Consider the following 26,632-nt stretch of genomic DNA (forward strand, 5'->3'; position numbering starts at 1 on the left):
TTTCCCCACTCACACGATCTCGCAGGGAGGTCTGTCATGACTGACAATATCGCGACCGACCCGAAGCGCGTCGAGCTCGAACAGCTGCTGCCCTTCTATGCCAATGGCCGGATCTCGGCGGCCGACAAGCTGCGCGTCGAGACGGCGCTCGCAGCTGACCCCGAACTGCGCCTGCGACTTGAGATCATCCGCGACGACATGGCCGAGACCATCCTGTTCAACGAGCAGCTTGGCGCGCCGTCGCCCCGGGCGCTGGACCGCTTGATGGCCGGAATCGAGGCCGAGCCGCGGCAGGCGCCGCTCTTGTCCCGCGCCAGGGGCGGGCTCCTGGGCTGGTTCGGGCAGTGGCTGGCGGCCCAGCCGCCGCGCCGGCTCGCTTATGCCAGCGCGGCGGCGCTTGCGCTGATCGCGCTTCAGGGCGTGGCGATCACCGGTCTTGCCGTACGGGGCGGTGGCGGCGGTTTCGAGACCGCCTCGGTGCCGGGCGTGCAATCCTCTGACCGCTATGTGCTGCTGAGCTTCGCGGCTGAGGCCAAGGCCGGCGACATCGCCGCCTTCTTCAAGCGCTATGACGCTTCGGTGGTCGATGGGCCACGCGCCAATGGCTTCTTCAAGGTCCGCATCGGCGACGCGAAGCTGACGCCGGCGCAGGTCGATGCCATCGCGGCGCGGATGAAGGCCGAGGGCTCGATCGTCAGTTTCGTCGCGCCCGCACCCTGACAAGGCATATGCGCCGCCGAAACGGCGCTTGTGCAATTATGAACCTGGAAGAGGGACGAAGGTGATGTCACGCCTTGTCGATCGCTTCGTCATGATCCGCGCCGGCCTGCGCCTTCGGCACGGGGCCGTGCTGGCGCTCATGCTCGGCCTGGCCGCACCTGTCAGCGGGCTCCGCGCTCAAACCTATGGTGCGCGCGACTTCGACTATCCGGCGACGCGGCAAGGCGTCACGCGCGCCCAGCCGGCGCTACGCGGCCAGACCGCGATCCCGACATCTCGTGAGAGCGCCGTGCCCGGCCGGGCCTATCCCGGTCAGGTCGGGCGCGTCGAGACCGGGCGGCCCGGCCGCCCGCCGCGCTATCCAGGGCGAGGCGGTGGCTGGGGTCCTGCCGCGGCCGGCATCGGCGCAGGGATCATCGGCGGCATCATCCTCGACCAGGCGATGCGGCGGCCGGTCTACGATCCCTATGAGCCCGAGCCGCCGCAGCCGCGCCGGCCGAGGCGGCCGATCATCCTCGATGGTGACGATCTCGACGAGCCGGTGCTGCGCCATCCGCGTCGGCCGGCTCCGGCGCGAGCCGCTGCACCAGTGCGCCGGACGCCACCCCCGGTGCAGACGGCACGCCCCGCTCCGGGCCAGCCGCGCATCATCGTCCCGGCCGCGAGCGAGCGCCGTTTCGTGGCCGACGAGATCCTGGTCGAACTGGCGCCGAACGCGCAGGCGGGTGCCGTCCTGCGCCGCCATCGCGCCACCTTGATGTCGAGCCGGCGCTTCGATCTGGCTGGCGTCACCATCATCCGGGCGCGCCTGAACGATGGCCGCAGCGCCCGCACGGTGCTGTCGCAGATGGCTGGCGATGCCCGCATTGCCAGCGCGCAGCCGAATTACCTCTATGCGCTGCAGCAGGATGCGCCGAAGCTGGAAGTGCCCAAGGAGGAAGCTGAGAAAGCTGCGCCGGAATCCGCGAGCGCCGCCAACGAGCCAGCAGCCTCACCGCCGGCAAAGGTGGAGGAGGTGGCGCCGGTGCTCGCCGCACCATCCGTCATCGCACCGCCCGATCTGCCGCCGGTCGCGCCATTGGCCTCCGTCGCGCCCAAGCGTGAGTTACAGCCGCAATATGTCGCCGAGACCTTGCATTACGACACGATTCACAAGCTGGCGCGCGGCGACAAGATCCGCGTCGCGGTGATCGATTCCGGCGCGGATCTGGCGCATCCCGAATTGCAGGGCGTGCTCGCCGGCAGTTTCGATGCGGTCGGCGGCGATGCCGCGCCCCATGCCCATGGCACCGCGATGGCGGGCGCGATCCTGGCGCAGGCGCAGTTGCAGGGCGTCGCCCCGGCGGCGCGCCTGCTCGCCGCGCGCGCCTTTTCCGGCAACAGCGCGCCCGCTTCGGCCAACGGTACGACCTACCACATCCTTTCTGCGCTCGACTGGGCGGCGGGGGAGGGGGCGCGGGTGGTCAATCTGAGTTTTGCGGGGCCGCAGGACCGCTTGCTGTCGCGCTCGCTCGCCGGGGCCAAAACCAAGGGCATTATCGCGGTCGCGGCTGCGGGCAATGGCGGCGCGAATGCAGCCCCGCTCTATCCTGGGGCTGACCCCAACGTCATCGCCGTCACCGCGACCGACGCTCAGGACAAGCCCTTCGCGCAGGCCAATCGCGGCAATTATATCGCGGTCGCGGCGCCGGGTGTCGACGTGCTCGCGGCCGAGCCGGAAGGGCGCTACGCCTTCTCCTCGGGCACCTCGATCGCCGCCGCCCATGTCTCGGGGCTGGTGGCGCTGCTCCTGGAGAAGCGCCCGGATCTCGAGCTGGAAGGCGTGCGCAAGCTGCTGATGGAGAGCGCCATCGATCTTGGCGGCAAGGGCCGCAGCCCGATCTTCGGCGCCGGCCGTGTCGACGCACCTGCCGCCCTGGCGCGGGCGCTGCCGGTTTCGGCGGCGCGGCCTTGAAGCCTCTGACAGCCAGGCTCTGAAACACCGTGTCATCCTGGGCGACCGCAGATCGTCCCGGGACCCATCGTAGAGCCAATCCTTTAAAGGGCCGGCCCTCCGATGGATCCCGGCGCTCCGCGGAGTTTATCCTTGGGCCGATCGAAGATCGGACCCGAGGGCTTCGGCCAGGATGACGCGCGGATATGATGCTCGTCTCGGAGACTGAAAAAATAATCGTCTCCCTTTGAACCTCCCGCTCGTTGGCCGCGACCAAGGATCATGGAGGGCGAATGGTTCGCCCCCGACTGGACCTCGGGAGATGCCATCATGACCAGCTTCAAGAAGACCGCGACCGCCGCTCTGGCCGCCCTCACCCTCTCCACCGCCATTCTCGCCGGCGCGGGCACCGCGCAGGCCTATCCGCGCCATCGCGGCCATGGCTGGGGTGTCGGCGCCGGCATCGTCGGAGCGCTCGCCGTCGGCGGCCTGCTCGCGGCCTCCGCCAACCGCGCCTATGCCGAGCCCGTCTATGAAGAGGATGCTCCGGTGCGCCGTTGCGAGATGGTCGAGCGTGTCAACCGCTTCGGCGAGGTCGTCGGCTACCGCAAGGTCTGCTCGCTCTACTGAGCCCGCGCTTCTCGATGGATCGTCCGATCGGCTCCCTCGGCTGAACGCCGAGGGAGCCGTCGGCGCTTTCAGGGGAAGGAGGCAGGCTTAGGCCGCAGCGAACTGTTCCAAGGCCGAAGGGCCCGAGCGTGCCTGCCAGAGTGCGATCAGGCGCTCGGCGTTCTCGTCAGGCGGCTGGGTGCTGTCGAACTCGGCGTCATAGGCGCAGTAGCTGTGTATGGCGTGATAGTCCCGGCGGGCATCGCCGATCGGCCGATCGGCTCTCGCAATCTCGCGGCGTTCCAGCTCCTCCAACGAGCAATGGATGCCTGCGAAAAACACGTCATATCGGTTCAGGAGCCGGGCGGTTCGCTGCAGCCATTCGCGATTCTCCATGATGTATTCGACGATGAGATTGTTGCCGCAATCGAGATAGGCGGTCAGCGATCGTTCGAAGCCCGCAAAGAAGCCGCTCCTGATCTCGGCCCATTTGAATTCGCCGCTCTTGATGCGAGCGGAGGGAAGCACGCCGGCATCCCGCAAATGGTCGATCGAGATGTGCCAGAAGGGCTCGCTGATCCTCGCCTGGACAGCGCGGGCGAGGGTGGATTTTCCGCTGCTGGAGGCACCGTTGAGGAGGATGACTTTTCCGGCTGTCACCGTGTTGTGTTCCGACATTTTCCTGTCGCCTCAAAAATCAGATCCCGCGCCGCGCGCTTTCCATAGCGGCGGCCAAGCCAGCGGTTGGACTGCTCATCGGCTTGGGCCCCTTCTTCACCAGCTCGGCTGCACCTGCCATCGACGCCTGAGCGAGGGCGACAATCGATGCGCCGTCGTCATAGGCCGTGTCGGCCGCGTTCGCGATGGCCGCGAGATATCCATCCTGGTCTCCGGCCTTGAACAGGGCCCATGCGCCGGCGACGAGGCGGACTTCAACAGAGGCTCCCGATCGCCTGGCCGCTTCGGCAAAGAGTCCCGTCGTCGGCCCCATCGTCGTTTCGACGGCGCAGAGAGCGATGACCTTTCCGCCGACACTCGCCGCCCTCTCAGCCAAGGCGCTGTCCACTCTCAGGACGGGCACCCCGGCAGCCTCCTCAACGGTGGCAACAGCGGGCCCCAGCGTCGAGCAGGTCAGGATGACAGCGTCGGTACCATGACAAAGCTCCAGCAGCGCCGCACCCGTCGTATCGAGGATTTCCGGGGTGAGTCCGCCTGCAGCTTCCGCTGCTGCGAGGAGCTCCGCCCGCACCTGATGACGAAGAAGCCCCTTGGCGATTCCAAGCGACTGGGCGGCGGCGTCGAAAACAGCGACATTGCTTTCGGCGGTGTGCAGGCAGGTTATTCTCATAACGTTGTCTTTCAAGACGTGGCTCATTGCGAGCAAGACCCGACCGGACGGCGGCTGACTATTCGATTTTTGTGATACGCCGGATCAGGAATGGCTCTGTATGATGAGGCCTGTCGCCAGGTGGCTTACCCCGGATCAAGCGGTTCCATTCCGGGCGACTCCGTCCGACACTCCACTCCCGCTTGACCTTCCGCGCCGCTTGCGCCTGATGTCGCGCCATGCGCCGCCCCAAACTCCTTTTCGTCGCCACGGAAGACTGGTTCTTCGCCTCGCATTTCCTGCCGATGGCGCGGGCCGCGCGCGAGCTCGATTTCGACGTCGTCGTCATCGCCCGCGAGCGGCAGCATCGCCGCGTCATCGAGGCGGTGGGCGCAAGGCTGATCGCGCTGGAGGCCGAGCGCCGCAGCCTCGATCCGCGCGCGCTCTACCGCCAGATCGCGGCGCTGAAGCGCCTGATCGAGGCCGAGCGGCCCGACATCCTGCATTGCATCGCCTTGAAGCCGATCGTGCTCGCCGGCCTTGCCGGCAAGCTCGCGGGTGTCGAGCGCCGCGTCTATGCGCTGACGGGCCTGGGTTTCCTCGGTGCCAGGCAGGGCCTTGTGGCGGCCGCGGCGCGGCTCGCCGTGCGATTCTGGCTGCGTGCGGCGATCGACGGACCGCAAACCCGCTTCCTGTTCGAGAACCCCGATGATCCCGTCTCGCTGGGTTTCGATCCACAGGACGCGAGCAAGGTCGCGATCGTCGGCGGCGCGGGCGTCGATCCCTTGATCCTGATGCCGGAGCCGATGCCGGCGACCCCGCCGCTCAAGGTCGCGCTGGTTGCGCGCATGCTCTGGTCGAAGGGCGTCGATCTTGCCGTCGAGGCGGTGCGATTGGCGCGGGCGGAGGGCGCGCGCGTCGAGCTCACGGTGCATGGCGCGCCCGACCCGTCCAATCCCAAGGCGATTCCCGAAGCGACGCTGAAGCAATGGGCGGCCCGGCCGGGCATCAAATGGGCCGGCCCGACACGCGATATCGAGGGCGTCTGGCGCCAGCACCATCTCTGCATCCTGCCCTCGCGCGGCGGCGAGGGTTTGCCACGCACGATCCTGGAGGCGGCGGCCTGCGGCCGCGCGATCCTGACCACGGATGTGCCGGGCTGCCGCAGCTTCGTCCGCGACGGGCGCGACGGGATCGTGGTGCCCGCGGACGACGCCGGCGCGCTCGCCAAGGCGCTGGTCACCTTCGCCGGCGCCCCGGCGCTGGCCGAGCGCATGGGCACGAGCGCGCGCGCAAGGTTGATCGACGGCTATACCGAGCGCGACGTGATGAATGCGGTCAAGGGGCTCTATCGCGGCCTGCTGAACCAGCCGACGACCGAGGTCGCGGCGTGAGCGCCGTAGCCATCGGGCTCGACCGGCGCGGCTTCATCCTGGCGCAGACGCGGTTGCTGCCGGTGCCGCATGCGCCGGAGATTGCGCTCCATGTCGCCGAGGAGGCGACGGAGCTCTGGCAGAAGACCGAGGATGAGCTTGCCACCATCGGTCTGCCGCCGCCCTTCTGGGCTTTTGCCTGGGCCGGGGGACAGGCGCTGGCGCGCTATCTCATCGATCAGCCTGGACACGTGGCCGGCAAGCGCGTGCTCGATTTCGCCAGCGGTTCGGGGCTCGTGGCGATTGCAGCCGCCAAGGCCGGTGCAGCGCGGGTCGAAGCTTGCGACATCGACGCCTTCGCCGGCGAGGCGATCGGCCTCAATGCGCGGGCCAATGGCGTTCACATCGAGGTTCTGCTCGAGGATCTGATCGGCCGCGACGAGGGCTGGGACGTCATCTGCGCCGGCGATGTCTGCTATGAGCGTGCGATGGCGGAGAGCATCATTGACTGGCTCTCGCAATTGCAGGCGCGCGGCGCGACCGTGCTGATCGGCGATCCCGGCCGCAGCTATTTGCCTCGGGACAGGCTGGAGGCGCTGGCGACCTACCAGGTTCCGGTGACGCGCTCGCTGGAGGACGCCGAGATCAAGCAGAGCTCGGTCTGGCGGTTGCGAGACTAAAGCACCGACTTCAGGCGACTCGGCGCAGCGGACGGGCGTGACTGCCTGCATCCTGTGTCCGGAAGGCGCTGACGAGCCGGTTGAGCTGCGCGATGTGGTCGAGCAGCGCACGGGCGCTTGCCGCGCTTTCCTCGGCGAGGGCGGCGTTCTGCTGCGTGATCTCGTCCATATGGGCCACGCTCTGGCTCATCTCGTCGATGCCGTTGGCCTGTTCGCCCGAAGCGGCGGCGATCTCCTGAACCGTCGTGGAGACGCGGAAGGAGGCGTCGACGATCTTCTGCAGCGTTTCGCCAGCCAGCCGCACGAGCTTCACGCCACCCGTCACTTCGGCGTCCGAGGAGACAATCAGGGCCGTGATGTCCTTGGCCGCAGCGGCGGAGCGCTGGGCGAGTGCACGTACCTCGGCGGCCACCACGGCGAAGCCGCGGCCGGCATCGCCTGCCCGCGCGGCTTCGACAGCGGCGTTGAGCGCCAGCAGATTGGTCTGGAAGGCGATGCCGTCGATCACCGTGGTGATTTCCGAGATCCGGGTCGAGGCCTCTTCGATCCGCGACATGGCGTCGATGGCGTCGTTGACGATGGTACCGCCGGTGCGGGCGATGGAGGTCGCCTCGTCGGCGAGCGAAACCGACAGCCGGGAGGCCTGGGCCGAGGTCTTGACGGAAGCGGCGAGCTCCTCGGTGGTGGCCGCGCTCTCCTCCAGCGCCGAGGCCTGCTGCTCGGTACGCATCGACAGGTCCTGCGAACCGGAATTGATCTCCTGCGACGCGCCCACGATGCGCTCCGATGTCGATTGGATGGTCGAGACCATCTCCTCCAGCCGAACCATTGCGCTGTTGAAATTATCGCGAATCAACCTGTATTCCTCCGGAATGTCTTCGGCTATCCGGAAGGTCAGGTCGCCACCGGCAAGCGCGGCCAGCCCTTCGCTGACGGAGGCTATGGCCTTGTCGCGCTCGACGGCCTTGGCTTGTTCGATTGCGCGCGCCGCAGCCTCCACGCTGAGGCGGGCGGCTTCCGAGGCCTCGAAATAGACCGAGATGGCGTAGTCCATGTCGAGCAGGGCGGCCTTGACGATGGCCGAAATCTCACCCGAGCGCTCGCTCGCACCCGGGCTCTGCCTGCCGAAGGCGTTTCGGGGCCAGCGCGCTTCCAGCACGCCGGCGATCAGTTTCTCCAGGATCAGGGCATAGCCGCCAATATACCAGCGTGGCTCCAGCCCGATCCGGGCATGGACCTTGCCGATGGCTGTGACGGCATCGACATAGCGCTGGTCGAACACGCCATCCGCCATTCTTTGCCAGTGGCCCTGCTGGCGTTGCTTGGCACTTTCGACATGCTGCTCGCTGGAGAAGAAGCCGCGTGTCTGCGGGAAGGCCATGGCCTGGCGGTAGAAAGCGTCGAGCGCGCCTGGCAGCGTCGCCACGATCACCTCTTTGACGTCGCGCATGTGCTGTTGCGCGGCCGCATCGAGCTCGATGAAGCCGAGGCGAGCGGCGAGGTGATCGGTGGAGTCCATGCCAGCATTCCCAAAGGTGACGCTTTGCCAATTGTGCTGATCAGATTAAGCCGACCTTTTGGTTAACGGGCCCTCTCCGAGACTGTTGACATAAATCAAATCCACGACCTTCGCTGCGGGGTGATCTACCCGCCATGCCTCTCCAGAAACGCCTCGACCGACAGGCTGCGGAAATCCGCCAGCGCTCCCTGCAAGCGCGCATGCTCCCAGTCCCACCAGGCCAGCGCCAGCAAGCGCTCGGCGATCGGCTCGGGGAAGCGCCGGCGGATCGGCCTGGCCGGGTTGCCGCCGACGATGGTATAGGGCGCGACATCCTTGGTGACGATCGCGCCGCCCGCGACCACGGCGCCGGTGCCGATCGTGCGGCCGGGCAGGATGATCGCGCCATGGCCGATCCAGACATCATGGCCGATGGTCACAGGCGTCGAGCGCCGCCAGGCGAAGAACGCGGCGTCGTCCTCCGCATCGTCGAAATAGGCCGAGGCGCGATAGGTGAAATGCGACTGGCTCGCCCGCTGCATCGGGTGGTTGCCGGGGTTGATCCGGGTCATCGCCGCGATCGAGCAGAATTTCCCGATCGTCGTGTAGATGACATTGGAATCGTTCACGACATAAGAGTAGTCGTCCATCGTCGACTCGACGAAGGATGTCCGCGCGCCGATCTCGGTATAGCGTCCAAGCGTCGCCTGCCGCACCTGCGCGGTCGGGTCGATCAGAGGTTCCAGTCCCAGTTTCTTGGCCACGATGTCGCTTCCTTCTCAGATCGCTTCAGGATTGCCGGTTGCAGAGCCGGGAGCTCTCGTCCTTGTCGTCGGCCCTTCGGGGGCCGGCAAGGACACCTTGATGGACGCCGCCCGCGCGGCGCTCGCTGGCGATGCCCGGTTCCACTTTGCCCGCCGCCTGATCACACGGCCGGCGATGGCGGGCGCCGAGGATCACGACAGCTGCTCGCAGATCGAATTCGAAGCGGCCGTCGCGCGCGGCGAGATGGCGTTGAATTGGGGCGCTCACGGCTTGACCTATGGCATTCCCGCAGCCGAACTCTCCGGCATCGCGTGCGGGCAGGCGGTGATCGTCAATATCTCGCGCGGCGTCATTCCAGTTGCCGAGCGGCTGGCCGGGCGGGTGACAGTCGTGAACATCACCGCTCCGAATGCGGTGCTGGCGAAGCGGCTCGCCGCGCGCGGGCGCGAGAGCGAGGTCGATATCGCAGCCAGGCTTGCCCGTGAGGCGCCTTTGCGGACGCAAAGTGCCGAGCTGGTGACGATCCAGAACGACCGCACGGTGGCGGCGGCGGCGGCGGAGTTCGTCGCGGTGCTGCGAGGCTTGGCCGTCGGAGTCGGCGAACCTGAATTGAACAGGCTCTGATCCGCTGACGTCATCCTGGGCGACCGAGAGGCGTCCCAGAATCCATTGTAGAGCCAGACTCGTCAAAGGATTGGGCCTCGGATGGATCCCGGCACTCCGCGGAGCTTATCCTTGGGCCGATCGAAGATCGGACCCGAGGGCCTCGGCCAGGATGACGGCGGGTTTCCGAGCAAATCCGTGCGCCTCTCAAGCGGCGGGGTGCGCCGCTAGCCCAGCACGAAGGAATCGAGCAGGCGGAAGCGGCTCTCGCGCGTGTCCTGCTTGAAGAGCGCGATCCGGTCGATCGCAACCGGGGCCGGCGGGACATGTTCGGCATAGGCCTGCGTCAGCGCCTGCTTGACGGCCAAGACCTGCTCGACCGGCAGCGAGCCGGTCAACGTCATGTGGAAGCGGAAGGCGTCGCCGACATAAGGGTAGCCATAGGCCTCGAGATAGGCCCGGTGCGCCGGCGTCAGCGGGCTCTTGAGGCGGCGCGCCAGATCGGCCGGGCTCAACGGGGCGCGGAAGGGCTCGAAGGCCTGGACGACGGAGAAGGCGAGGTCCTGCAGCGGCCGGCTCTCGGCTGATGGCGTCAGTGCGATGAAGGAGCCGAGCGCGGTGACGCCGAGCCCCTTGAGCGGAACCGCATCCAGCCCCGAGGCAAAATTATGGGTGAAGGCGCGCAACTGGCCTTCCTGGCGGCCGAGGGCCAGTTCGAAAGGGGCCTTCAGCGTCGCATGGAAGCCATAGCGCCGGGGCTCGGCGGTGAGCGTCGGCCAGCTTTCCCCGTCGCAGCCGGCCGGGACCGAGAAAGGCACATCCGCGGCCGTGACCGCGTCATAGCCAAGCGTCGCGCTGCCGAAGCGCCAGAGCGCGCTGTCGGCGGCGGGGGCGTAATAGAGGGCGTAGCGCGGCGCGGTCAAAATGCGCGCTCGCCCTTTGACCAGACGGCGGCGAGCACCGGCGTCGCGCCCAGCACCTTGAAGCGCACGAGGTCGGCGCGCAGACCGGGCTTGAGATGGCCGCGATCCCTGAGGCCCAGGATGTCGGCGACCTTCCATGTCACCATGCCCATGGCTTGCGGCAAGGTGATGCCATGGCTGGCATGGAGCTTCAGCACGGCCTGGAGCAGGCTTGCCGGGACATAGTCGGAGGAAAGCCCGTCGAGCAGACCCTTCTCGGCCAGTTCCGCGACCGAGACGCCGCCGGAATGCGAGCCGCCGCGCACGACATTGGGCGCGCCAGCGACGGTCGCGAGCCCGCGCTGCTTGGCGGCTTCCGCGGCTTCGATCGTGGTCGGGAATTCGGAGATCACGGCGCCGGACGCGATGCCGGCCTCGACATGCTCCAGCGTGGTGTCGTCATGGGTGGCGATCGGGATGCCGCGCGAGCCGAACATCTCGACGACGGCGCTCCAGTTGCGCGAGACATTGGCGGCGCCCTCCGACTGGCGGACGACGACATCGACCTCGAACTCGGCCTCGGTCTTGCCATTGCCAAGTGCATAGGTGCGCAGATGGTCGATATTGCGCCATTGCCGCTGGCCGGGCGTGTGGTCCATCAACGAGACGAGCTGGACGAGCTCGTCGTCCTGATAGGGCTCGATGTCCGTGAGCAGGTCAGGGCTCGTCAATTCGCAGCGCATATGGATGCGGTGGTCGATGCGGAAGACATTTTCGCGGCGGCCCTCGGCCAGCGCCTTCATCACATCGGCGAAGATGTCCTTGCGGTAGTCCTTGGCCGAGAAGGGCGTGCCGGCGCAGATCGCGTCATAGACGGTGGTGACGCCGGCCGCCGCCATCTGCGCGTCATGGACGAGGGCGGCAGCGAGCCCGTTCGGCCAGAACACCTTCGGCCGGGGCATGAAGTGCTTTTCCATGTTGTCGGTGTGCATCTCGACGAGACCTGGCGCGAGATAGTCGCCGTTCACGTCGATGGCGCCAGGCAGGGACGACTTGCCCTGATCGACCGATGTGATGCCGCTCGCGTCGAAGGCGATCGTGCCGGAGACGACATCGTTCTCGAGGATCAGTCTGGCGTTGGTGAGAACGGTTTGCATCAGGCGGCCTTTCTGAAATCGGTGATGTCGAGATAGCGCGTGGCGACCGCCTCGCGCACCGCCTCATCATGAAAGATGCCGACGATGGCGGAGCCTTTAGCACGGGCTTCCGCGATCAGCGCGACCACGACGTCGCGATTGGCCGCGTCGAGCGAAGCGGTCGGCTCGTCGATCAGGAGAATCGGCGAGGGGTCGACGAAGGAGCGGGCGATGTTGACGCGCTGCTGCTCGCCGCCGGAGAAGGTCGCCGGCGCCAGGTTCCAGAGCCGCTCGGGCAGGTTGAGCCTGGCCAGCATGGCCTTGGCCCGCTCGCCGGCCTCCAGGGCGTCGATGCCTCGCGCAAGCAGCGGGTCTCGCACGATGTCGAGCGCCGAGATGCGCGGAATCACGCGCAGGAACTGCGAGACGAAACCGAGCGTGCGGCGGCGGATGTCGAGCACGGTGCGCGGCACGGCCGAGACGATGTCGATCTGGCGTCCGGCATGGGTGATGTGGATATGGCCGGCGCTTGGCCGGTAATTGCCGTAGAGGATGCGCAGCAGGCTGGATTTGCCCGCACCCGAAGCGCCCGCCAGCACCAGCGCCTCGCCGGCGGCGACGCTGAAATTGACGTTGTCGAACACCGGCAAGCGGACGCCGCCCTGATTGTGCAGGGTGAAATGCTTGGCGACGTTCTCGACGTGAATCATCGTGGTCATGATGTCAGTGCCTTGTGCGGGCGGGGTGACGAGGGTGTGACGGGTGGGCGTCACACACTCAGCACCGCCGAAGTCAGAAGCTGCGTATAGGCGTGGTGCGGATCGTCCAGCACCTGGTCGGTCAGGCCCTGCTCGACGACGCGGCCGTCCTTCATCACCATCAATCGGTCGGTGAGCAGCCGCGCGACCGCCAGGTCGTGGGTGACGATGATGGCGGCGAGGCCGAGATCGCGCACCAGGACGCGAAGCAGGTCGAGCAGGCGGGCCTGCACGGAAACGTCGAGGCCGCCCGTCGGCTCGTCCATGAAGACGAGGCGAGGTTCAGAGACCAGCACGCGGGCGATCTGCAGGCGCTGCTGCATGCCGCCCGAGAACTGGCGCGGCCGGTCGTCGATGCGGTTCTCGGCGATCTCGACACGCTGGAGCCAGTCGAGCGCGCGCTCGCGGATCTTGCCGTAATGCCGGTCGCCGCGATCCATCAGGCGCTCGCCGACATTGCCGCCGGCGGAGACGTCCATGCGCAATCCGTCGCGCGGGTTCTGGTGGACGATGCCCCAGGCGGTGCGCATCAGGCGGCGGCGCTCCTGCTCGGCCACCGAATAGATGTCGAGCGGCTGGCCGGAGCCCCGGAACAGCACCTCGCCCTCGTCGGGCCGGTCGATGCCGGCGAGGCAGCGCAGCAAGGTCGACTTGCCCGAGCCTGATTCGCCGACGATGCCGAGCACTTCGCCCGGCCAGAGGTCGAAGGAGACGTCTTGGCAACCGATCCGCTCGCCATAGAAGCGGCTGATGCCGGCGACGGAGAGCAGCGGCTCGGGATCGAGGTTCGCCTCGGGGAGAGAAACGTGGACGGTCATGGCTTCACCTCCTCGACCAGATGCAGCGCCGAGGCGTCGGCCAGCATCGCGCCGCGATGGCCGGCCTCCCGCCGCGTCTCGCAATGGTGGCTGTCGGAGCAGACGAACATGCGCCCGCCCTTGTCGTCGGTGATGACCTCGTCGAGATAGCTGTCGGTTGCGCCGCAAAGCCCGCAGGGCTCGTTCCAGCTCTGGACACGGAAGGGGTGGTCGTCGAAGTCGAGGCTCTTCACGCTGGTATGCGGCGGCAGGGCGTAGATGCGCTTCTCGCGACCGGCGCCGAACAGCTGCAGGGCCGGCGACATGTGCATCTTGGGATTGTCGAATTTAGGGATCGGCGAGGGCGCCATGACATAGCGGCCATTGACCATGACCGGGTAGTCATAGGTCGTGGTCACCTCGCCGAAGCGGGCGATGTTCTCGTAGAGCTTGACCTGCATCAGCCCATATTCCGCCCAGGCGTGCATCTTGCGCGTCTCGGCCTCGCGCGGCTCGAGCCGGCGCAAGGGCTCGGGGGTCGGCACCTGATAGACCATGATCTGTCCGGCCTTGAGCGGCGCTTCCGGGATGCGGTGGCGGGTCTGGATGATCGTCGCCTCCTCCGTCGCCTCGGTGGTGCGGGCATCGGCCGTGCGCTCGAAGAAGCGCCGGATCGAGACGGCGTTGGTGGTGTCGTCGGCGCCCTGGTCGATCACCTTCAGGGTGTCGTCGGGGCCGATGATCGCAGCCGTGACCTGGATCCCGCCGGTGCCCCAGCCGCGCGCCAGCGGCATTTCGCGCGAGCCGAACGGCACCTGGTAGCCCGGCACCGCGACGGCCTTGAGCAGGGCGCGACGGATCATCCGCTTGGTCTGCTCGTCGAGATAGGCGTAGTTATAAGCCGGCTTTGCATCGTCGGCCGGAAGCGTCTGATGGGCGTTCATTCGGCTGCCTCCGGCAGGGTGCCCTGTTCGCGCGCCAATCGCTGCTCGCGCTCGCGGGTGATGCGGCGGATCAGTTCGAGCTCGCCCTGGAAATCGACGTAATGCGGCAGCTTGAGATGCTCGACGAAGCCAGCCGCCTCGACATTATCGGAGTGGTAGAGCACGAACTCGTCCAGCTGGGCCGGGTAGTTGGCGGCCTCGCCGAATTCGCGGCATTTCAGCGCCCGGTCGACCAGCGACATCGACATCGCCTTGCGCTCGGAATGGCCGAAGGAGAGGCCGTAGCCGCGGGTGAATTGCGGGGCGACATCCTTCGAACCCTGGAACTGGTTGACCATCTGGCATTCGGTCAGGGTGATCTCGCCGAGATCGACGGAAAAGCCGAGCTCCTCCGGCACGAATTCGACGCAGACCTCGCCGACCCTGATCTCGCCGACGAAGGGGTGGTTGCCGCCATAGCCGCGCTGCACGGAGTAGCCGAGCCCGAGCAGGAAGCCTTCATCGCCGCGCGCCATCGCCTGCAGGCGGACATCGCGATCAGCCGGGAAGGAGACCGGTTCGCGGGTGAGGTCGAAGGGGCGCGGATCGCCCTGGGGCGGGGTCTCGGCCTCCATCAACCCCTCCGCGCCGAGGATGTCGGGAACGCGGGGCATGGCGGCGTCGAGGGCGGTTGCAGCGGGGCGGGCCTCGCCAGCCGAGCCGTCAGCCTCATCCATCAGCGCGAAATCGAACAGCCGGTGCGTGTAGTCATAGGTCGGCCCGAGCACCTGCCCACCCGGCAGGTCCTTATAGGTCGCCGAGATCCGCCGCCGGATCGCCATCTGCGCGGTATCGATCGGCTCGGAGGAGCCGAAGCGCGGCAGCGTCGTGCGATAGGCCCGCATCAGGAAAGCGGCCTCGATCGCGTCGCCCTGCGCCTGCTTCAGCGCCAGCGCCGCAAGGTCGAGGTCGTAGAGGGAGCCCTCGTTCATGACGCGGGCGCAAGCGAGGCCCTGCTGCTCGCGGATCTGTGCGACCGTGAGCTCGGGCACGGCCTCGTTGCCGCGCCGCGCTTCCGCGACCAGATCATGCGTGGCGAGGATCGCGGCCTCGCCGCCTTTGACCGCGACATACATTAGTAGACCTCCCGGTTGGGCATCAGGCCGTCTCCTCGATCTGCGTGGTGCGCGGCAGGCCGATCAGGGCGTCGCCGCAGCTGAGAATGAGATCGACGCCGAGCGGGTAGAGCTCGGCATTGGCCGCGACCTCAGCCCAGAAGCCGGGGCGCAAGCCCTGCGGGGCGATGCTGCGGCTGCCGGCGATGCCGGGGCCGCTCAGGGTCATGCTCTCGCCGCCGGTGAGCGCGGCGCATTGCACGAGCACCGTCGCCGAGCGATCGGGGAACTGGTCGTGGCCGGGGTCGAAGGCGGCAAGCGGCGGGGCCGCGCTCGCGCCGTCGATGACCGCGAAGGCCGCCCCGGCGGGAGTGTCCAGTATCGCCACACCGCAATGGAAGCGCAGCCAGGCGCCGGCCGGGCCGTCGCGCAGCTGTTGCGGCAGGAAGATCGGCGTCTCGTAATCGGCCAATGTCAGCAAGGTGGTTGCGGTTGCGGCGCAGAGCCCATCCGGCGGCAGGATCGCGGCGGACACCGTCTGCACGGTGCCGGGCTCGGACAATGCCGCGAGCACGGTGCGAAAGGCGGCCTGTGACTGGAAGACGGGATCAGCGAAGCCGGCTGCGATCAGGTTTTTGGTCTGCATCACGCGCCCCTGACCAGAGTGAAGAAATCGACCTTGGTGGCGGCAGCCTTGCGCGAGGCGAGGTCGCGCGCCGCGGCTTGCGCTGCGGCGAGCTGCGTCACCTCGGCGAGAAGCGCGCCGTCGGCGTCCTCGCTCTGCAATCTGGCGTCGAGGATCGCGGCAAGGCGTGCCTTGCGGCCGTCGCGGCCAAGCGCATAGGAGAAACCCATCGCGCCGTTCTCCAGCCTGACGACGCAGCGTGTCACCGTCGCCTCGCCGAGGTTGAAGCGTCGCCCGGCGCCGCCGGCCCGCCCCTCGACCATCACCGTGCCGGTCTCGGGCGCCTTGAGGATTTCATGGGTCGGCAGCGCAGCCCCAACCAATGTCTCGATCTCACTGCGCGAGGCGCGGGCGAGGATCGCCAGCCAGCGTTGTCGCACGGTTGTCTCGCGCGCCGCCGTCTTGCCCGGATCTGTGTCGGTCATCATCATGCGCCGTCTGGTCACCCGCTAATGTCTAGACTATGATAGGCTAGCTGCCGGGAAAGGTCTATACATTTTGGATGAAATTTTGATGACGCGCGCTGTGCCGGATGTCAGCGAGACCGCCGAGGAGCACGGCACGGCGTGGCGCCGCATCGCTAGCGAACTCGAAACCGCGATCGGCCGCGGCGATTACGCAGTCGGGGATACGTTGCCGGCCTCGGTTGTGCTGGCCGAGCGCTATGGCGTGCATCGCCACACCGTGCGCCAGGCTTTCCGGCATCTGGCCGAGCAGGGGCTGGTCACGGTCTCGCGCGGGCGCGGCACCCAGGTCAGCGCGCGGCGCGTGCCCTATCCGATCGGCCGCCGGGTCAGCATGCGCAGCAATTTCGGCAAGCTCGGCATCGTCGGCTCAAGCGAGACGCTGTCGACGGCGATGGTGACCGGGGATGCCGAGACCTGTGCGCAACTCGGCCTGGAGGCGGGGGCGCCGCTGTGGCGGATCGAAGGCCTGAGCCGTGCCGATGGGACGCCTATGGGAACAGGGACGCATTGGCTCTCGGTCGAGCGCTTCCCGGATTTCGACCACGTCTTCCGCGAGGCGGGCGCCTCGATGACGGCGGCGTTCAAGGCTGTCGGGATCGACGATTATGTCCGGCTCTCCACCCGCTTGACCGCGCGGCTTGCCAGTGAGCGCGAGGCGCTCCTGCTCGAGATCGCGCCCGGCGCCGCCGTGATGGTCTCGGCTGCGACCGACGCCCTGCCGGACCTGACGCCGATCCATCTGGTCAACAGCGTCTTCGCCGGCGAGCGCATGGAGATGGTGGTCGAGCCGTTCAAGGAGTGAGGGCGCGCCCGTTTTGACGGAAAGGGCGCATCGTCCTTACACCGCCCGTTGCCCGATGATCGCGAAGCGCAGTTTGCTGGAGAGGAAGTCGATCGCGGTCACGGCGGCCAGGATCAGCAGGATCAGGAAGGAGACCTGCTGCCATTCCAGCGTGCGGATGGTCTCGGCCAGATAAAGCCCGATGCCGCCGGCGCCGACGATGCCGATGATGGTCGAGGAGCGGGTGTTGGATTCGATATAGTAGAGCACTTGGCTCGCGATCACCGGCAGCACCTGCGGGATCAGGCCGAAACGGATCTCGTGGAGCTTGCTGCCGCCAAGCGAGGTCACGCCCTCGACCGGCTTGCGGTCGGCCGATTCGATCGCCTCGGAGTAGAGCTTGCCGAAGGCGCCGAGATCGCTGGTCATGATCGCGAGCATGCCGGCGAAGGGTCCTAGGCCTACGACATTGACCCAGATCAACGCCCAGATCAGCGCATCGACGCCGCGGATGGTATCGAGCGAGCGGCGCGCCAGGAAATGAACGATCCGGTTGGCGATGACGTTCTTGGCGGCGATGAAGCCGAGCGGAAAGGCGAAGATCGCAGCCAGGATCGTGCCGAGGAAAGCGATCGCGATCGTTTCGAACAGCGCCTTCACGAAGAGCAGGGCGCGCGCCAGCGAGCCAGGGTCGGGCGGCAGCATCAGGGCGACGAAGATGCCGAGATTATTGAGGCCATGGATGATCTTCCAGATCGAGACCTCGAGCGTCGTCAGCCCGTAGAGGAACAGGCCGGCGAGACCGGCGACGACGGCGATCGTGATCAGGCGCGTCGTCAGCGAACCGTCGATCGCCGCCTTGTGGCGCGCGATGAGAGCGGCGCGGTCGGTCGTGGACAAGGTGAGCGTCATCGGCCGTGCTCCAGGCTGAGAAGGGCGTGGCGCAGCCGCTCGGTGCCGTAGTCGATCAGCATCACGGTGAGGATGATCAGCAGCAGGATGGCGCTGATATCGGTGAAGTAGAATTTCCGGATCGCCTCGATCAGGTCCTGACCGATGCCGCCGGCGCCGACGAAGCCCATGATCGAGGCGCCGCGGACATTGATCTCGAAGCGCAGCAGCGAATAGCTGGCGAAATTGGAGAGGACTTGCGGCACCACGGCAAAGCGGATGACCTGCCACCAGCCGGCGCCCGTCGCGGTCATGCCATCGACCGGCTTCATGTCGATGTTCTCGACCACTTCGGAGAAGAGCTTGCCCATGGCGCCCATGGTGTGGATCGCGATGGCGAGCATGCCGGGCAGTGGTCCCAGACCGAAGGCGATGACGAAGATCAATGCGAAGACGATCTCCGGGACGGTGCGGGAGAATTCGAGGAAACGCCGCGTGGCGAAGCGCAGCACAGGCGATTTGCCGAGATTGGCGGCGGCGACGAAGCAGAGCAGGAAGCCGCCGAGCGCGCCCAGGATCGTGCCGGTATAGGCGATCAGAATGGTCTGCCAGAGCAGCTTGAGCCAGCCCTTGATACCCCAGAACCATTCGGCCATGTCGGCACCGAGCGTCGCGAAGCGCAAGGTCGGCATGGTCTCAAGGATGTATTTCGGGAAGCGCCAGGCGTTCTCGATGAATTTGCCGGGATCGACCTCGGAGCCGATGGCGGCGAGCCAGACGCAGACGAGGAAGATCACCGCGCCGATCAGAGTCTGCCGGCGCTTCGCCGACATGGCGCGGCGATAGCTCTCGACATGGGCATGGATCGCAGGGTCGTTGCGGTCGATCGCGAGGGTCATGAAGGGTAGTTCCCTTGCCGCGTCAGGCGCGGGGAACCCCTCTCCCGTGTGGGAGAGGGGCAGGGGTGAGGGCAGGACGCTTCAGGATGGGGTGCGGTGAACTGCGGTGCTTCAGCGAATGCCGGCACACCCTCACCCCAACCCCTCTCCCATCCGGGAGAGGGGGGAGCGTCGAGCCGCTTACGAGGACTTCTTCTTGCGGAGCGCGTCGACGAACTTGTTCAGTTCGATGATCGGGTCGTAGGCCTTGTTGTCGACGGCGACGAGCGGGCCCTGCTTGCCTTCATAGATCTTGTCGAAGGCGACCTTGTCCTTGGTGGCGAGGTTCAGCACCGCGTCGCGGATCGAGGCCTTGAGCGGCTCCGGCATGTCCGAGAGATAGGCCATCGGCGAGTTCACGATCTGCGCGGACTTGTAGATGATCCGGAAATCCTCGGCCTTGACCATGTTCTTGCGGGCCATGCGCAGGAGGTTGGATTCCTGCTCGTCGTTCCACCAGTTGGCGGCGATGTCGACGGTGCCCTGGCCGAGCGCGATCACGGCGTTCTCATGGCTGCCGGTGTAGACGACCTTGGAGAAATAGGTCTCGGGCTCGATCTTCATGCCGTCGAGCGCGAAGCGTGGCACGTTGTTGCCCGAGGTCGAGTTCGGGTCGACGAGGCCGAGATTCTTGCCCTTCAGATCCTCGATCTTCTGATAGGGCGAATCCTTCTTCACGTAGAAGACCGAGTAGTAGCCCTTGGTGCCGTCGAGATTGGTCTCGATCGCGAAGGCGTCGATCTTGGCGCCGGTCATCAGGGCGCGGGCGAAGGAGGAGGGGCCGTACATGCCGATATGGATATTGCCGGCGCGCTGGCCCTCGATCAGGGCGGCATAGTCGCTGGCGATGCGCAGCGTGACCTTGGTGCCGAGCTCCTTGGCGAGATAGTTGACGAAGGGGGTGTAGCGCTCGACGACACCCGACGCGTTCTCGGCCGGGATGATGGCGAAGATGATCTCGGGATACTTCGCCTTCCAGTCCTGGGCGAAGGCGGGGACGGCGAGCGAGGCGGCGAAGGCCGCGGTCGCGAGGGTGAGCGTATGACGACGGGTCAGCATGGTGAGCTCCTGTTGCTGTCGGATTGACGTGTTGTCTGGGCGGGCGTTCCCGACCGGGCTGGCCCGGTCAGGCGACGTTCTGCTTGGCGCGCTGGGCCTCGGACGCCGCGATGGCATCGAGCGCATCGAGCGCCTCGGCGCCGGCATCCTTGGCCTCGATGCCGTAGAGCTCGGCCGCGATCTCGGTGGTCAACGCAAGAGGCGGGCCGTCGAAGACGACCTTGCCGGCGGCCATGCCGATCAGGCGGTCACAATATTTCGAGGCGATATCGAGATGGTGCAGGTTGCAGATGACGGTGATGCCGTCCTCGCGATTGATCCGGAACAGCGCATCCATCACGACCTGGGTGTTGCGCGGATCGAGCGAGGCGATCGGCTCGTCGGCGAGGATGACCTTGGGCTCCTGGACGAGGGCACGCGCAATGGCGACGCGCTGCTGCTGTCCGCCCGACAGGGTCTCGGCGCGCTGGGCGAGCAGATGGCCCATATCGAGCCGCTCGAGCGCGGCGATGGCGCGGATCTTGTCGTCTTGCGAAAAGCTCTTGACCAGGGTCAGGGCGGCCGAGCGATGGTTCAGCCGGCCGAGCAGGACATTGGTCAGCACGTCGAGGCGGCCGACGAGATTGAACTGCTGGAAGATCATCGCCGTGTCGCGGCGCCAAGCGCGAAGGCTCGCGCCCTTGAGCGTGGTCACGTTCCGCTCCTCGCAGACGATGCTGCCGCTGGTCGCGTCGGCGAGGCGGTTGAGCATGCGCAGCAGCGTCGACTTGCCGGCGCCGGAGCGGCCGATGACGCCGACCATCTCACCCTTGGGGATGGAGAGCGTGACGTTGTCGACGGCGTTCTTGTCGCCGAAGCGCTTGGTCAGGCCTTCGATGCGCAGCATGCCGGGCTCCCGCTCACAAACCGAGCGCGACATCGCCCGGAGCGGCCGAGGGCCGTCCGAGGTCGCGCTTTCGAACGGGATGATCAGCTAGCCAGCGCAGATGACAGGGCGGTGACAGGGGAGGGGCTATCCCCGTTTGCTACAAGCCCAATCCCGTCAGCCCTGGATGGTCAGTCGGCCTGACCCGCCCCTCCCAGAGCAACTTGCGGTCACTCGCCTCGATCGGCACGTCGTTGATGCTGGCCTCGCGCCGGCGCATCAGGCCGTTCTCGTCGAACTCCCATTGCTCGTTGCCATGCGAACGGAACCAGTTTCCGGCGTTGTCATGGTGCTCATAAGCAAAGCGCACGGCGATACGGTTATTGTGGAAAGCCCAGACCTCCTTGATCAAGCGGTACTCGATCTCCTTGGCCCATTTGCGTTGGAGGAAGGCGACGATCGCCTCGCGGCCCGAGAAGAACTCGGCCCGGTTTCGCCAGCGGCTGTCCTGCGTATAGGCGAGGGAGACGCGCTGCGGGTCGAGCGAGTTCCAGGCGTCCTCGGCCATACGGGCCTTCTGGGCGGCGGTCTCGGCGGTGAAAGGCGGCAAGGGCGGGCGCTGCTGCGACATCTCGGCTCTCCCAGTGAAGGGCCGATCAGAGGTGGAAACCACAGCCCGCGCAATCTCCTTCAATGGCCTCAGGCCGGCGCGACGCCACGCAGGAGCATCTCGACGCAGGAGCGGACATAGGCCTTGCGCTCGCCGGCGGGGATGGCGGGCATGCCGAGCAGCCCGCGAAGCTGATGGAAGCCGCGCAACATGCCGATGAACTGCTCGGCCATGCGCCTTGCCTCTGCATTGGAGATGGGCTGCGCCCGCCCGTCACGCAGTTGTGATCGCTGCATCAGCAGGGCTGCGAGGTCGCTGATCATGCGCTCGACGCCGACCTCATAGGCGGTCCGTCCGAGGTCTGGAAAGCGCGCGGCCGCGCTCAGCACCAGCCGGTGCAGATCGAGCGCCGCGGGGTGCAGCATCGTCGCCAGCGCATCCTCGCCAAGGCGGGTCAGGATGCTCGCCAGATCGGCGCCGGCCTTGCGCGGCTTGCGCAGCGGAATCGTCAGCTTTTCAGTGAGTTCGGCGCAGATGGCGCGGAACAGCGCCTGCTTGTCGGTGAAGTGGCTGTAGATGGTCTGCTTGGAGACGCCGGCACGATGGGCGATCTGGTCGAGGCTGGCGCGCTCGAAGCCTTCGGCCAGGAACATCTCGGCCGCGGCCTTGGTGATGGCGCTGTGTTTGTCGGGGCGCGAGAGCTCGGCAGGCATGCGCACATGGCCCTGCGTATCCGTCGGCGTGGCCTGGAGAGAGTTGGCCTCAGACATGCTTCCGCCCATAAAGGTCCTTATCAGACTGGACCGTCCAGTCTAGATTAATGCCGCGATCCCGGAGCGTCCAGTGTCATGAAGCGGTTTGTCCTACTCATCCTGATCGCCGGTTTGGCGGGTGGCGGCTATTATGGCTACCGCAGCTATCAGGCCAGCCTGCAGCCGGCGCAGGCCCGTGCGGCTGCTCCGCCGCAGGCCAGCGTGCCGGTCGAGATCGGCAAGATCGAGGTTGCGACCGTCAATGAGGAGGTCGAGGCCTTGGGCACGCTCGCCGCCGATGAGTCGGTGGTGATCGCGCCCGAGATCGCCGGCCGCGTCATCGCGCTCGGCTTCAAGGAGGGCGAGCGCGTCCAGAAGGGCCAGGAGCTGGTCAAGCTCGACACCGCCATCCTCGACGCCGAACTCAAGCAGTTGCAGGCCGATCTGAGCCTGGCGCGCGACACCTTCCAGCGCAACCAGTCGCTGGTGCAGCGCGGGGCCGGCACGCAGGTCGCGCTCGAACAGGCGACCGCGCAGCTTGCCTCCAACGAGGCCCGCGTCCAGCTCTCACAGGCCAAGCTGGCGCAGTCGACCCTGACCGCACCGTTCCATGGCGTCGTCGGCCTGCGCTCGGTCAGCGTCGGCGACTATGTTTCGGTTGGCAAGCAGTTGATCACCTTGACCAATATCGACCCGATCAAGGTCGATTTTCGCGTGCCCGAGATCTTCCTCGCCCGGGTCAAGGTCGAGCAGACCATCCAGGTGAAGCTCGATGCCGTGCCCGGGCGAGATTTTGCCGGCAAGATTTTTGCGATCGACCCGGTCGTCGACGTCAATGGCCGCGCCATCCGCCTGCGCGCCACGATTCCCAATGCCGATCTCCTGCTGAAGCCGGGTCTGTTTGCCCGCATCGTCATCGTCATCGACCAGCGCGAGAACGCCCTGATCATCCCCGAGACCGCGGTGGTGCCCGACGGTGTCGGCAAGATCGTCTACATCGTCGAGAACGGCAAGGCCAAGCGCGTCCCGGTCGAGCTCGGCAAGAGGCTGCCGGGCAAGGTCGAGATCGTGAAGGGGCTGACCCCCCAGATGCAGCTTATCAGCGCCGGGCAGATGCGCCTGCGTGACGGTGCGACGGTGGCGATCAAGAACGCCCAGCCGGCCTTGCAGACCAGCGCGGCCGAAACCGCCCCGGCGAGCGCGCTGCGATGAGCCTGTTCGAGCTTTTCGTCCGCCGCCCCGTCCTCTCGACGGTCCTGAGCCTGCTCGTCATCCTGATCGGCGCCGTCTCCTATACGCGTCTGACGGTTCGCGAATATCCGAATATCGACGAGCCGATCGTCTCGGTGCGCACGGTCTATACCGGCGCCTCTGCCGAGATCATCGAGACGCAGGTCACGCAGATCCTGGAGAACTCGATCGCCGGCATCGAGGGCATCGAGATCATCTCCTCGACCAGCCGGCAGGAGAGCAGCAACATCTCGGTGCGCTTCCGCCCGGATGTCGATCCCGATGTCGCCGCCTCCGACGTGCGCGACCGCGTCAGCCGCGTGCGCGGCCGCATGCCCACCGAGATCGACGAGCCGATCATCGCCAAGGTCGAGGCCGACGCCCAGCCGATCATGTATCTCTCGCTGATCAGCTCACGCCACAACCCGCTCGAACTGACCGATTTCGCCGACCGCTTCATCACCGACCGCGTCCAGAACATCACCGGCGTCGCCGAGGTCCGCATACAGGGCGAGCGCCGCTACGCCATGCGGATCTGGCTCGATCGCGCCCGGATGGCGGCCTACACCATCACCGTGCAGGAGATCGAGGCGGCGCTGCGGGCGCAGAATGTCGAGATTCCGTCCGGCCGCATCGAGAGCAACAATCGCGAATTCACCGTGCTCTCGCAGACCAGCCTGACGACGCCCGAGCAGTTCGAGCAGATCGTCGTCAAGGACGCCAATGGCTTCCCGGTCAAGCTGCGCGACGTCGCCAAGGTCGAGCTCGGCGCGCTCGCCGAGCGCAACGCCGCCTGGTTCTCCGGCAAGCCCTCGGTCACGATCGGCATCGTCAAGCAGGCGACGGCGAACCCGCTCGACGTCTCCTCCGGCATCCGCGCCGCCCTGCCCGAGATCATCGACGATCTGCCGGATGGCATGGGGATCGAAACCTCCTACGACACCTCGATCTTCATCGACCGCTCGATCGAGGCCGTCTATCGGACGGTCGGCGAGGCGGTTCTCCTCGTCGTGCTGATCATCTTCCTGTTCCTGCGTTCGGCGCGCGCGACGCTGATCCCGCTGGTCACGATTCCGGTTTCGCTGATCGGCTCCTTTGCGCTGATGTATGCCTTCGGCTTCACCGTGAACACGCTGACGCTGCTCTCGATGGTGCTCGCCATCGGCCTCGTCGTCGACGACGCCATCGTCGTGCTGGAGAATGTCCACCGTCATATCGAGGACGGCATGGAGGCCAACAAGGCGGCGGTACGCGGCATCAACGAGATCGCCTTCGCCGTCATCGCGATGACGCTGACGCTGGTCGCGGTCTATGCGCCGATGGCGTTCTCGACCGGGCGCACCGGCAAGCTCTTCGTCGAATTCGCCTTGACGCTTGCCGGCGCCGTGCTGGTCTCGGGCTTCGTCGCGCTGACGCTGACGCCGATGATGTGCGCCAAGCTGCTCAAGCATGAAAGCTCGCATGGGCGGCTCTACAACCTGCTCGAGGCCGGGTTCGAGGCGATGTCGCGCGGCTATCGCCGCTCGCTGCGGGCGGCGCTCGCGATCCGCCCGGTCATCGTCCTGCTGGCGCTCTGCGTGGCCGGCGGCAGCTACTACTTCTTCACGCATCTGCGCTCGGAGCTTGCGCCGGTCGAGGATCGCGGCACGATCACCGCGATCGGCGTGGCGCCCGAAGGTGCGACGCTGACCTTCACTGCCGATTATGCGCGCCGCGTCGAGGAGTTCTTCTCCAAGCTGCCGGAGGTGCAGAACTACCTCGTCATCGTCGGCTTTCCCGATGTGACACGCGCCATCGCCTTCGCCCGGCTGAAACCCTGGGAGGAGCGCACGCGCAAGCAGCAGGACATCGTCGCCGAGATCAACAAGGGGCTCTCGCAGATCCCCGGCATCCGACTCTTCGCGACAAACCCGCCCTCGCTCGGCCAGGGCGGCGCCAACAGCAAGCCGGTCGAGTTCGTGCTACGCTCGTCGGAGCCTTACGAACAGATCAAGGGCTATGTCGACCAGGTTCTGGCGGAGGTCGCGGGCTCACCGGTGCTGACCAACCTCGAATCCAACCTGATCCTCGACAAGCCGCAGCTCAGGGTCTCGATCGATCGTCAGCGCGCTGCCGATCTCGGGGTCGGCGTCGATGTCATCGGGCGCACCATGGAGACACTGCTGGGGGGCCGGCAGGTGACGCGCTTCAACATGAATGGCGAGCAATACGACGTCGTCCTTCAGGTCGCGGGCCAGGATCGCAACACGCCCCAGGCGATGCAGTCGATCTATCTGATGGGCCGCAACGGCGTGACGGTGCAGTTGTCGAGCCTGGTCTCGATCGCGGAGAATGTCGCCCCCAAGGAGCTGATCCGCTTCAACCAGCTCCGCTCCGCCACCATCACGGCGGTGCCGGGGCCGGGCTATTCGCTGGGCGATGCGCTCAGCGTGCTGGAGAAGGCCTCGGCCAAGGTGCTGCCCAAGACGGTGCAGATCGACTATTCCGGCCAGAGCCGCGAATTCAAGCAGTCGGGCTCGTCGATCGCGATCGTCTTCCTGCTGGCGCTGGGCTTCATCTATCTGGTGCTGGCGGCGCAGTTCGAGAGCTTTATTGATCCGGTCGTGATCATGGTCTCGGTGCCGCTCTCGCTGACGGGCGCGCTCGCAGCCTTGTACTTCACGGGCGGCACCATGAACGTCTACAGCCAGATCGGCCTGATCACGCTGGTCGGCCTCATCACCAAGCACGGCATCCTGATCCTCGAATTCACCAACCAATTGCGTGAGGAGGGCAAGGAAATGGTCGATGCTCTGGTCGAGGCGGCGGAGCTGCGCCTGCGGCCGATCCTGATGACGACGGGCGCGATGGTGCTTGGCGCGCTGCCGCTCGCCTGGGCACATGGCGCGGGCGCGGAAAGCCGCTCGCAGATCGGCTGGGTGATCGTCGGCGGCATGAGCTTCGGTACGCTGCTGACGCTCTATGTGGTGCCGGTGGCTTATACCTATCTGGCGCGGGCGAAGCGGTCGGTGCACGGGCACGCCGTGCACGAGCCGCATCCGGCGCCGGCGGAGTAGTCGGCGCTTCCCCGTCATTGCGAGCGCAGCGAAGCAATCCAGGAAGGCGTAGAGCGCTGCCGCTCCTGTTGGGGTGGACGGCCCCCGATCGGCATCTTTGTGCCAAGGTGAGGTTGTCGAAGCATCACCTGAGGGGACCGTCCATGGATCATGTTATAC

Annotated in this window: 27 protein-coding genes; 9 read left to right on the forward strand and 18 right to left on the reverse strand. The window is 66.6% G+C overall.

Translation table 11 applies throughout. The features are described 5' to 3' along the window. Positions 1–36: 36 nt before the first annotated feature. The 3 genes from CYD53_RS25970 (at position 37) to CYD53_RS25980 (ending at position 3,283) form a co-directional block, all read left to right on the forward strand. Entirely contained in the window at positions 37–720 is a 684-nt protein-coding gene (locus tag CYD53_RS25970) for a hypothetical protein (RefSeq protein WP_103720983.1), read from the forward strand. A 64-nt stretch (positions 721–784) separates the two neighbouring features. After that, on the forward strand, positions 785–2,674 hold the full coding sequence (locus CYD53_RS25975) for a S8 family serine peptidase (RefSeq protein WP_103720984.1): 1,890 nt from the start codon (positions 785–787) through the stop codon (positions 2,672–2,674). A 309-nt stretch (positions 2,675–2,983) separates the two neighbouring features. Further along, positions 2,984–3,283 (forward strand): hypothetical protein, encoded by a 300-nt coding sequence (locus tag CYD53_RS25980; protein WP_146056011.1) that lies wholly within the window; start codon positions 2,984–2,986, stop codon positions 3,281–3,283. Between the two features lie 87 nt (positions 3,284–3,370). Here the strand turns inward: CYD53_RS25980 and CYD53_RS25985 are convergent, their stop codons facing one another. Together CYD53_RS25985 and CYD53_RS25990 are read right to left on the reverse strand one after the other, a co-directional pair. Continuing rightward, complete coding sequence (locus tag CYD53_RS25985; protein WP_103720986.1) at positions 3,371–3,940, reverse strand: chloramphenicol phosphotransferase CPT family protein; 570 nt, start codon at positions 3,938–3,940, stop codon at positions 3,371–3,373. Positions 3,941–3,959: 19 nt separating this feature from the next. Beyond that, the gene (locus tag CYD53_RS25990) at positions 3,960–4,625 is read right to left on the reverse strand and encodes an aspartate/glutamate racemase family protein (RefSeq protein ID WP_245928439.1); all 666 of its coding nucleotides are present in this window, start codon (positions 4,623–4,625) and stop codon (positions 3,960–3,962) included. Between the two features lie 203 nt (positions 4,626–4,828). Between CYD53_RS25990 and CYD53_RS25995 the strand changes: the two genes are divergently transcribed. Beyond that, positions 4,829–5,983, forward strand: coding sequence for a glycosyltransferase family 4 protein (locus CYD53_RS25995; protein ID WP_103720987.1), 1,155 nt, complete (start codon positions 4,829–4,831; stop codon positions 5,981–5,983). Continuing rightward, positions 5,980–6,642, forward strand: a complete 663-nt coding sequence (locus CYD53_RS26000) for a class I SAM-dependent methyltransferase (RefSeq protein WP_245928440.1) — start codon at positions 5,980–5,982, stop codon at positions 6,640–6,642. The genes CYD53_RS25995 and CYD53_RS26000 overlap by 4 nt, the downstream gene beginning before the upstream one ends. Positions 6,643–6,652: 10 nt before the next feature. Here the strand turns inward: CYD53_RS26000 and CYD53_RS26005 are convergent, their stop codons facing one another. Next, positions 6,653–8,161 carry a globin-coupled sensor protein gene (locus CYD53_RS26005; RefSeq protein WP_103720988.1) on the reverse strand — a complete coding sequence of 503 codons (1,509 nt, stop codon included), beginning with the start codon at positions 8,159–8,161 and terminating at the stop codon, positions 6,653–6,655. 125 nt (positions 8,162–8,286) lie between these two features. Further along, complete coding sequence (locus CYD53_RS26010) at positions 8,287–8,907, reverse strand: transferase hexapeptide repeat family protein (protein WP_181012036.1); 621 nt, start codon at positions 8,905–8,907, stop codon at positions 8,287–8,289. Between CYD53_RS26010 and phnN the strand changes: the two genes are divergently transcribed. After that, on the forward strand, positions 8,906–9,529 hold the full coding sequence (phnN, locus tag CYD53_RS26015) for a phosphonate metabolism protein/1,5-bisphosphokinase (PRPP-forming) PhnN (protein WP_103720990.1): 624 nt from the start codon (positions 8,906–8,908) through the stop codon (positions 9,527–9,529). The genes CYD53_RS26010 and phnN overlap by 2 nt on opposite strands. A 206-nt stretch (positions 9,530–9,735) precedes the next feature. Here phnN and CYD53_RS26020 read toward each other — a convergent pair whose 3' ends face one another. The 8 genes from CYD53_RS26020 to phnG are packed head-to-tail and all read right to left on the reverse strand — an operon-like array spanning position 9,736 to position 16,249. Continuing rightward, positions 9,736–10,431, reverse strand: a complete 696-nt coding sequence (locus CYD53_RS26020; RefSeq protein ID WP_245928442.1) for a DUF1045 domain-containing protein — start codon at positions 10,429–10,431, stop codon at positions 9,736–9,738. Next, positions 10,428–11,567, reverse strand: a complete 1,140-nt coding sequence (locus CYD53_RS26025; RefSeq protein WP_103720991.1) for an alpha-D-ribose 1-methylphosphonate 5-triphosphate diphosphatase — start codon at positions 11,565–11,567, stop codon at positions 10,428–10,430. The genes CYD53_RS26020 and CYD53_RS26025 overlap by 4 nt, the downstream gene beginning before the upstream one ends. Further along, positions 11,567–12,265, reverse strand: a complete 699-nt coding sequence (phnL, locus tag CYD53_RS26030; protein ID WP_103720992.1) for a phosphonate C-P lyase system protein PhnL — start codon at positions 12,263–12,265, stop codon at positions 11,567–11,569. Before phnL ends, CYD53_RS26025 begins: the two co-directional genes overlap by 1 nt. Before the next feature lie 50 nt (positions 12,266–12,315). Beyond that, positions 12,316–13,122 carry a phosphonate C-P lyase system protein PhnK gene (gene phnK / locus CYD53_RS26035; protein WP_103720993.1) on the reverse strand — a complete coding sequence of 269 codons (807 nt, stop codon included), beginning with the start codon at positions 13,120–13,122 and terminating at the stop codon, positions 12,316–12,318. Beyond that, entirely contained in the window at positions 13,119–14,045 is a 927-nt protein-coding gene (locus CYD53_RS26040) for an alpha-D-ribose 1-methylphosphonate 5-phosphate C-P-lyase PhnJ (RefSeq protein ID WP_103720994.1), read from the reverse strand. Before CYD53_RS26040 ends, phnK begins: the two co-directional genes overlap by 4 nt. Then, on the reverse strand, positions 14,042–15,160 hold the full coding sequence (locus CYD53_RS26045) for a carbon-phosphorus lyase complex subunit (RefSeq protein ID WP_103720995.1): 1,119 nt from the start codon (positions 15,158–15,160) through the stop codon (positions 14,042–14,044). The genes CYD53_RS26040 and CYD53_RS26045 overlap by 4 nt, the downstream gene beginning before the upstream one ends. Before the next feature lie 22 nt (positions 15,161–15,182). Beyond that, a complete protein-coding gene (gene phnH, locus CYD53_RS26050; protein WP_103720996.1) occupies positions 15,183–15,785 on the reverse strand; it encodes a phosphonate C-P lyase system protein PhnH in 603 nt (200 codons plus the stop codon). Next, on the reverse strand, positions 15,785–16,249 hold the full coding sequence (phnG, locus tag CYD53_RS26055; RefSeq protein WP_103721017.1) for a phosphonate C-P lyase system protein PhnG: 465 nt from the start codon (positions 16,247–16,249) through the stop codon (positions 15,785–15,787). Before phnG ends, phnH begins: the two co-directional genes overlap by 1 nt. A gap of 88 nt (positions 16,250–16,337) precedes the next feature. Here phnG and phnF point away from each other — a divergent pair, with 88 nt between their 5' ends. Beyond that, on the forward strand, positions 16,338–17,093 hold the full coding sequence (gene phnF / locus CYD53_RS26060) for a phosphonate metabolism transcriptional regulator PhnF (protein ID WP_103720997.1): 756 nt from the start codon (positions 16,338–16,340) through the stop codon (positions 17,091–17,093). 36 nt (positions 17,094–17,129) lie between these two features. Here the strand turns inward: phnF and phnE (CYD53_RS26065) are convergent, their stop codons facing one another. The 6 genes from phnE (CYD53_RS26065) to CYD53_RS26090 all read right to left on the reverse strand — a co-directional run bounded on the left by phnE (CYD53_RS26065) (position 17,130) and on the right by CYD53_RS26090 (position 22,205). Next, complete coding sequence (gene phnE, locus CYD53_RS26065; protein WP_103720998.1) at positions 17,130–17,984, reverse strand: phosphonate ABC transporter, permease protein PhnE; 855 nt, start codon at positions 17,982–17,984, stop codon at positions 17,130–17,132. Further along, entirely contained in the window at positions 17,981–18,862 is an 882-nt protein-coding gene (gene phnE / locus CYD53_RS26070; protein ID WP_103720999.1) for a phosphonate ABC transporter, permease protein PhnE, read from the reverse strand. Before phnE (CYD53_RS26070) ends, phnE (CYD53_RS26065) begins: the two co-directional genes overlap by 4 nt. Before the next feature lie 180 nt (positions 18,863–19,042). Continuing rightward, the gene (gene phnD, locus CYD53_RS26075; RefSeq protein WP_103721000.1) at positions 19,043–19,960 is read right to left on the reverse strand and encodes a phosphonate ABC transporter substrate-binding protein; all 918 of its coding nucleotides are present in this window, start codon (positions 19,958–19,960) and stop codon (positions 19,043–19,045) included. A gap of 67 nt (positions 19,961–20,027) precedes the next feature. Further along, a complete protein-coding gene (gene phnC, locus CYD53_RS26080; protein ID WP_103721001.1) occupies positions 20,028–20,846 on the reverse strand; it encodes a phosphonate ABC transporter ATP-binding protein in 819 nt (272 codons plus the stop codon). Between the two features lie 139 nt (positions 20,847–20,985). Further along, positions 20,986–21,456, reverse strand: coding sequence for a nuclear transport factor 2 family protein (locus CYD53_RS26085; RefSeq protein ID WP_103721002.1), 471 nt, complete (start codon positions 21,454–21,456; stop codon positions 20,986–20,988). Between the two features lie 68 nt (positions 21,457–21,524). Continuing rightward, positions 21,525–22,205 carry a TetR/AcrR family transcriptional regulator gene (locus CYD53_RS26090; protein ID WP_181012034.1) on the reverse strand — a complete coding sequence of 227 codons (681 nt, stop codon included), beginning with the start codon at positions 22,203–22,205 and terminating at the stop codon, positions 21,525–21,527. A gap of 78 nt (positions 22,206–22,283) precedes the next feature. On the opposite strand from CYD53_RS26090, the gene CYD53_RS26095 reads away from it, so the two are divergent. Together CYD53_RS26095 and CYD53_RS26100 are read left to right on the forward strand one after the other, a co-directional pair. After that, positions 22,284–23,399: an efflux RND transporter periplasmic adaptor subunit gene (locus CYD53_RS26095; protein WP_103721004.1), complete on the forward strand. Its 1,116-nt coding sequence runs from the start codon at positions 22,284–22,286 to the stop codon at positions 23,397–23,399. Next, positions 23,396–26,473 (forward strand): efflux RND transporter permease subunit, encoded by a 3,078-nt coding sequence (locus CYD53_RS26100; RefSeq protein WP_103721005.1) that lies wholly within the window; start codon positions 23,396–23,398, stop codon positions 26,471–26,473. Before CYD53_RS26095 ends, CYD53_RS26100 begins: the two co-directional genes overlap by 4 nt. Positions 26,474–26,632: the final 159 nt, after the last annotated feature.

It is taken from the genome of Allobosea psychrotolerans (assembly GCF_002917105.1).
GTDB lineage: Bacteria > Pseudomonadota > Alphaproteobacteria > Rhizobiales > Beijerinckiaceae > Allobosea > Allobosea psychrotolerans.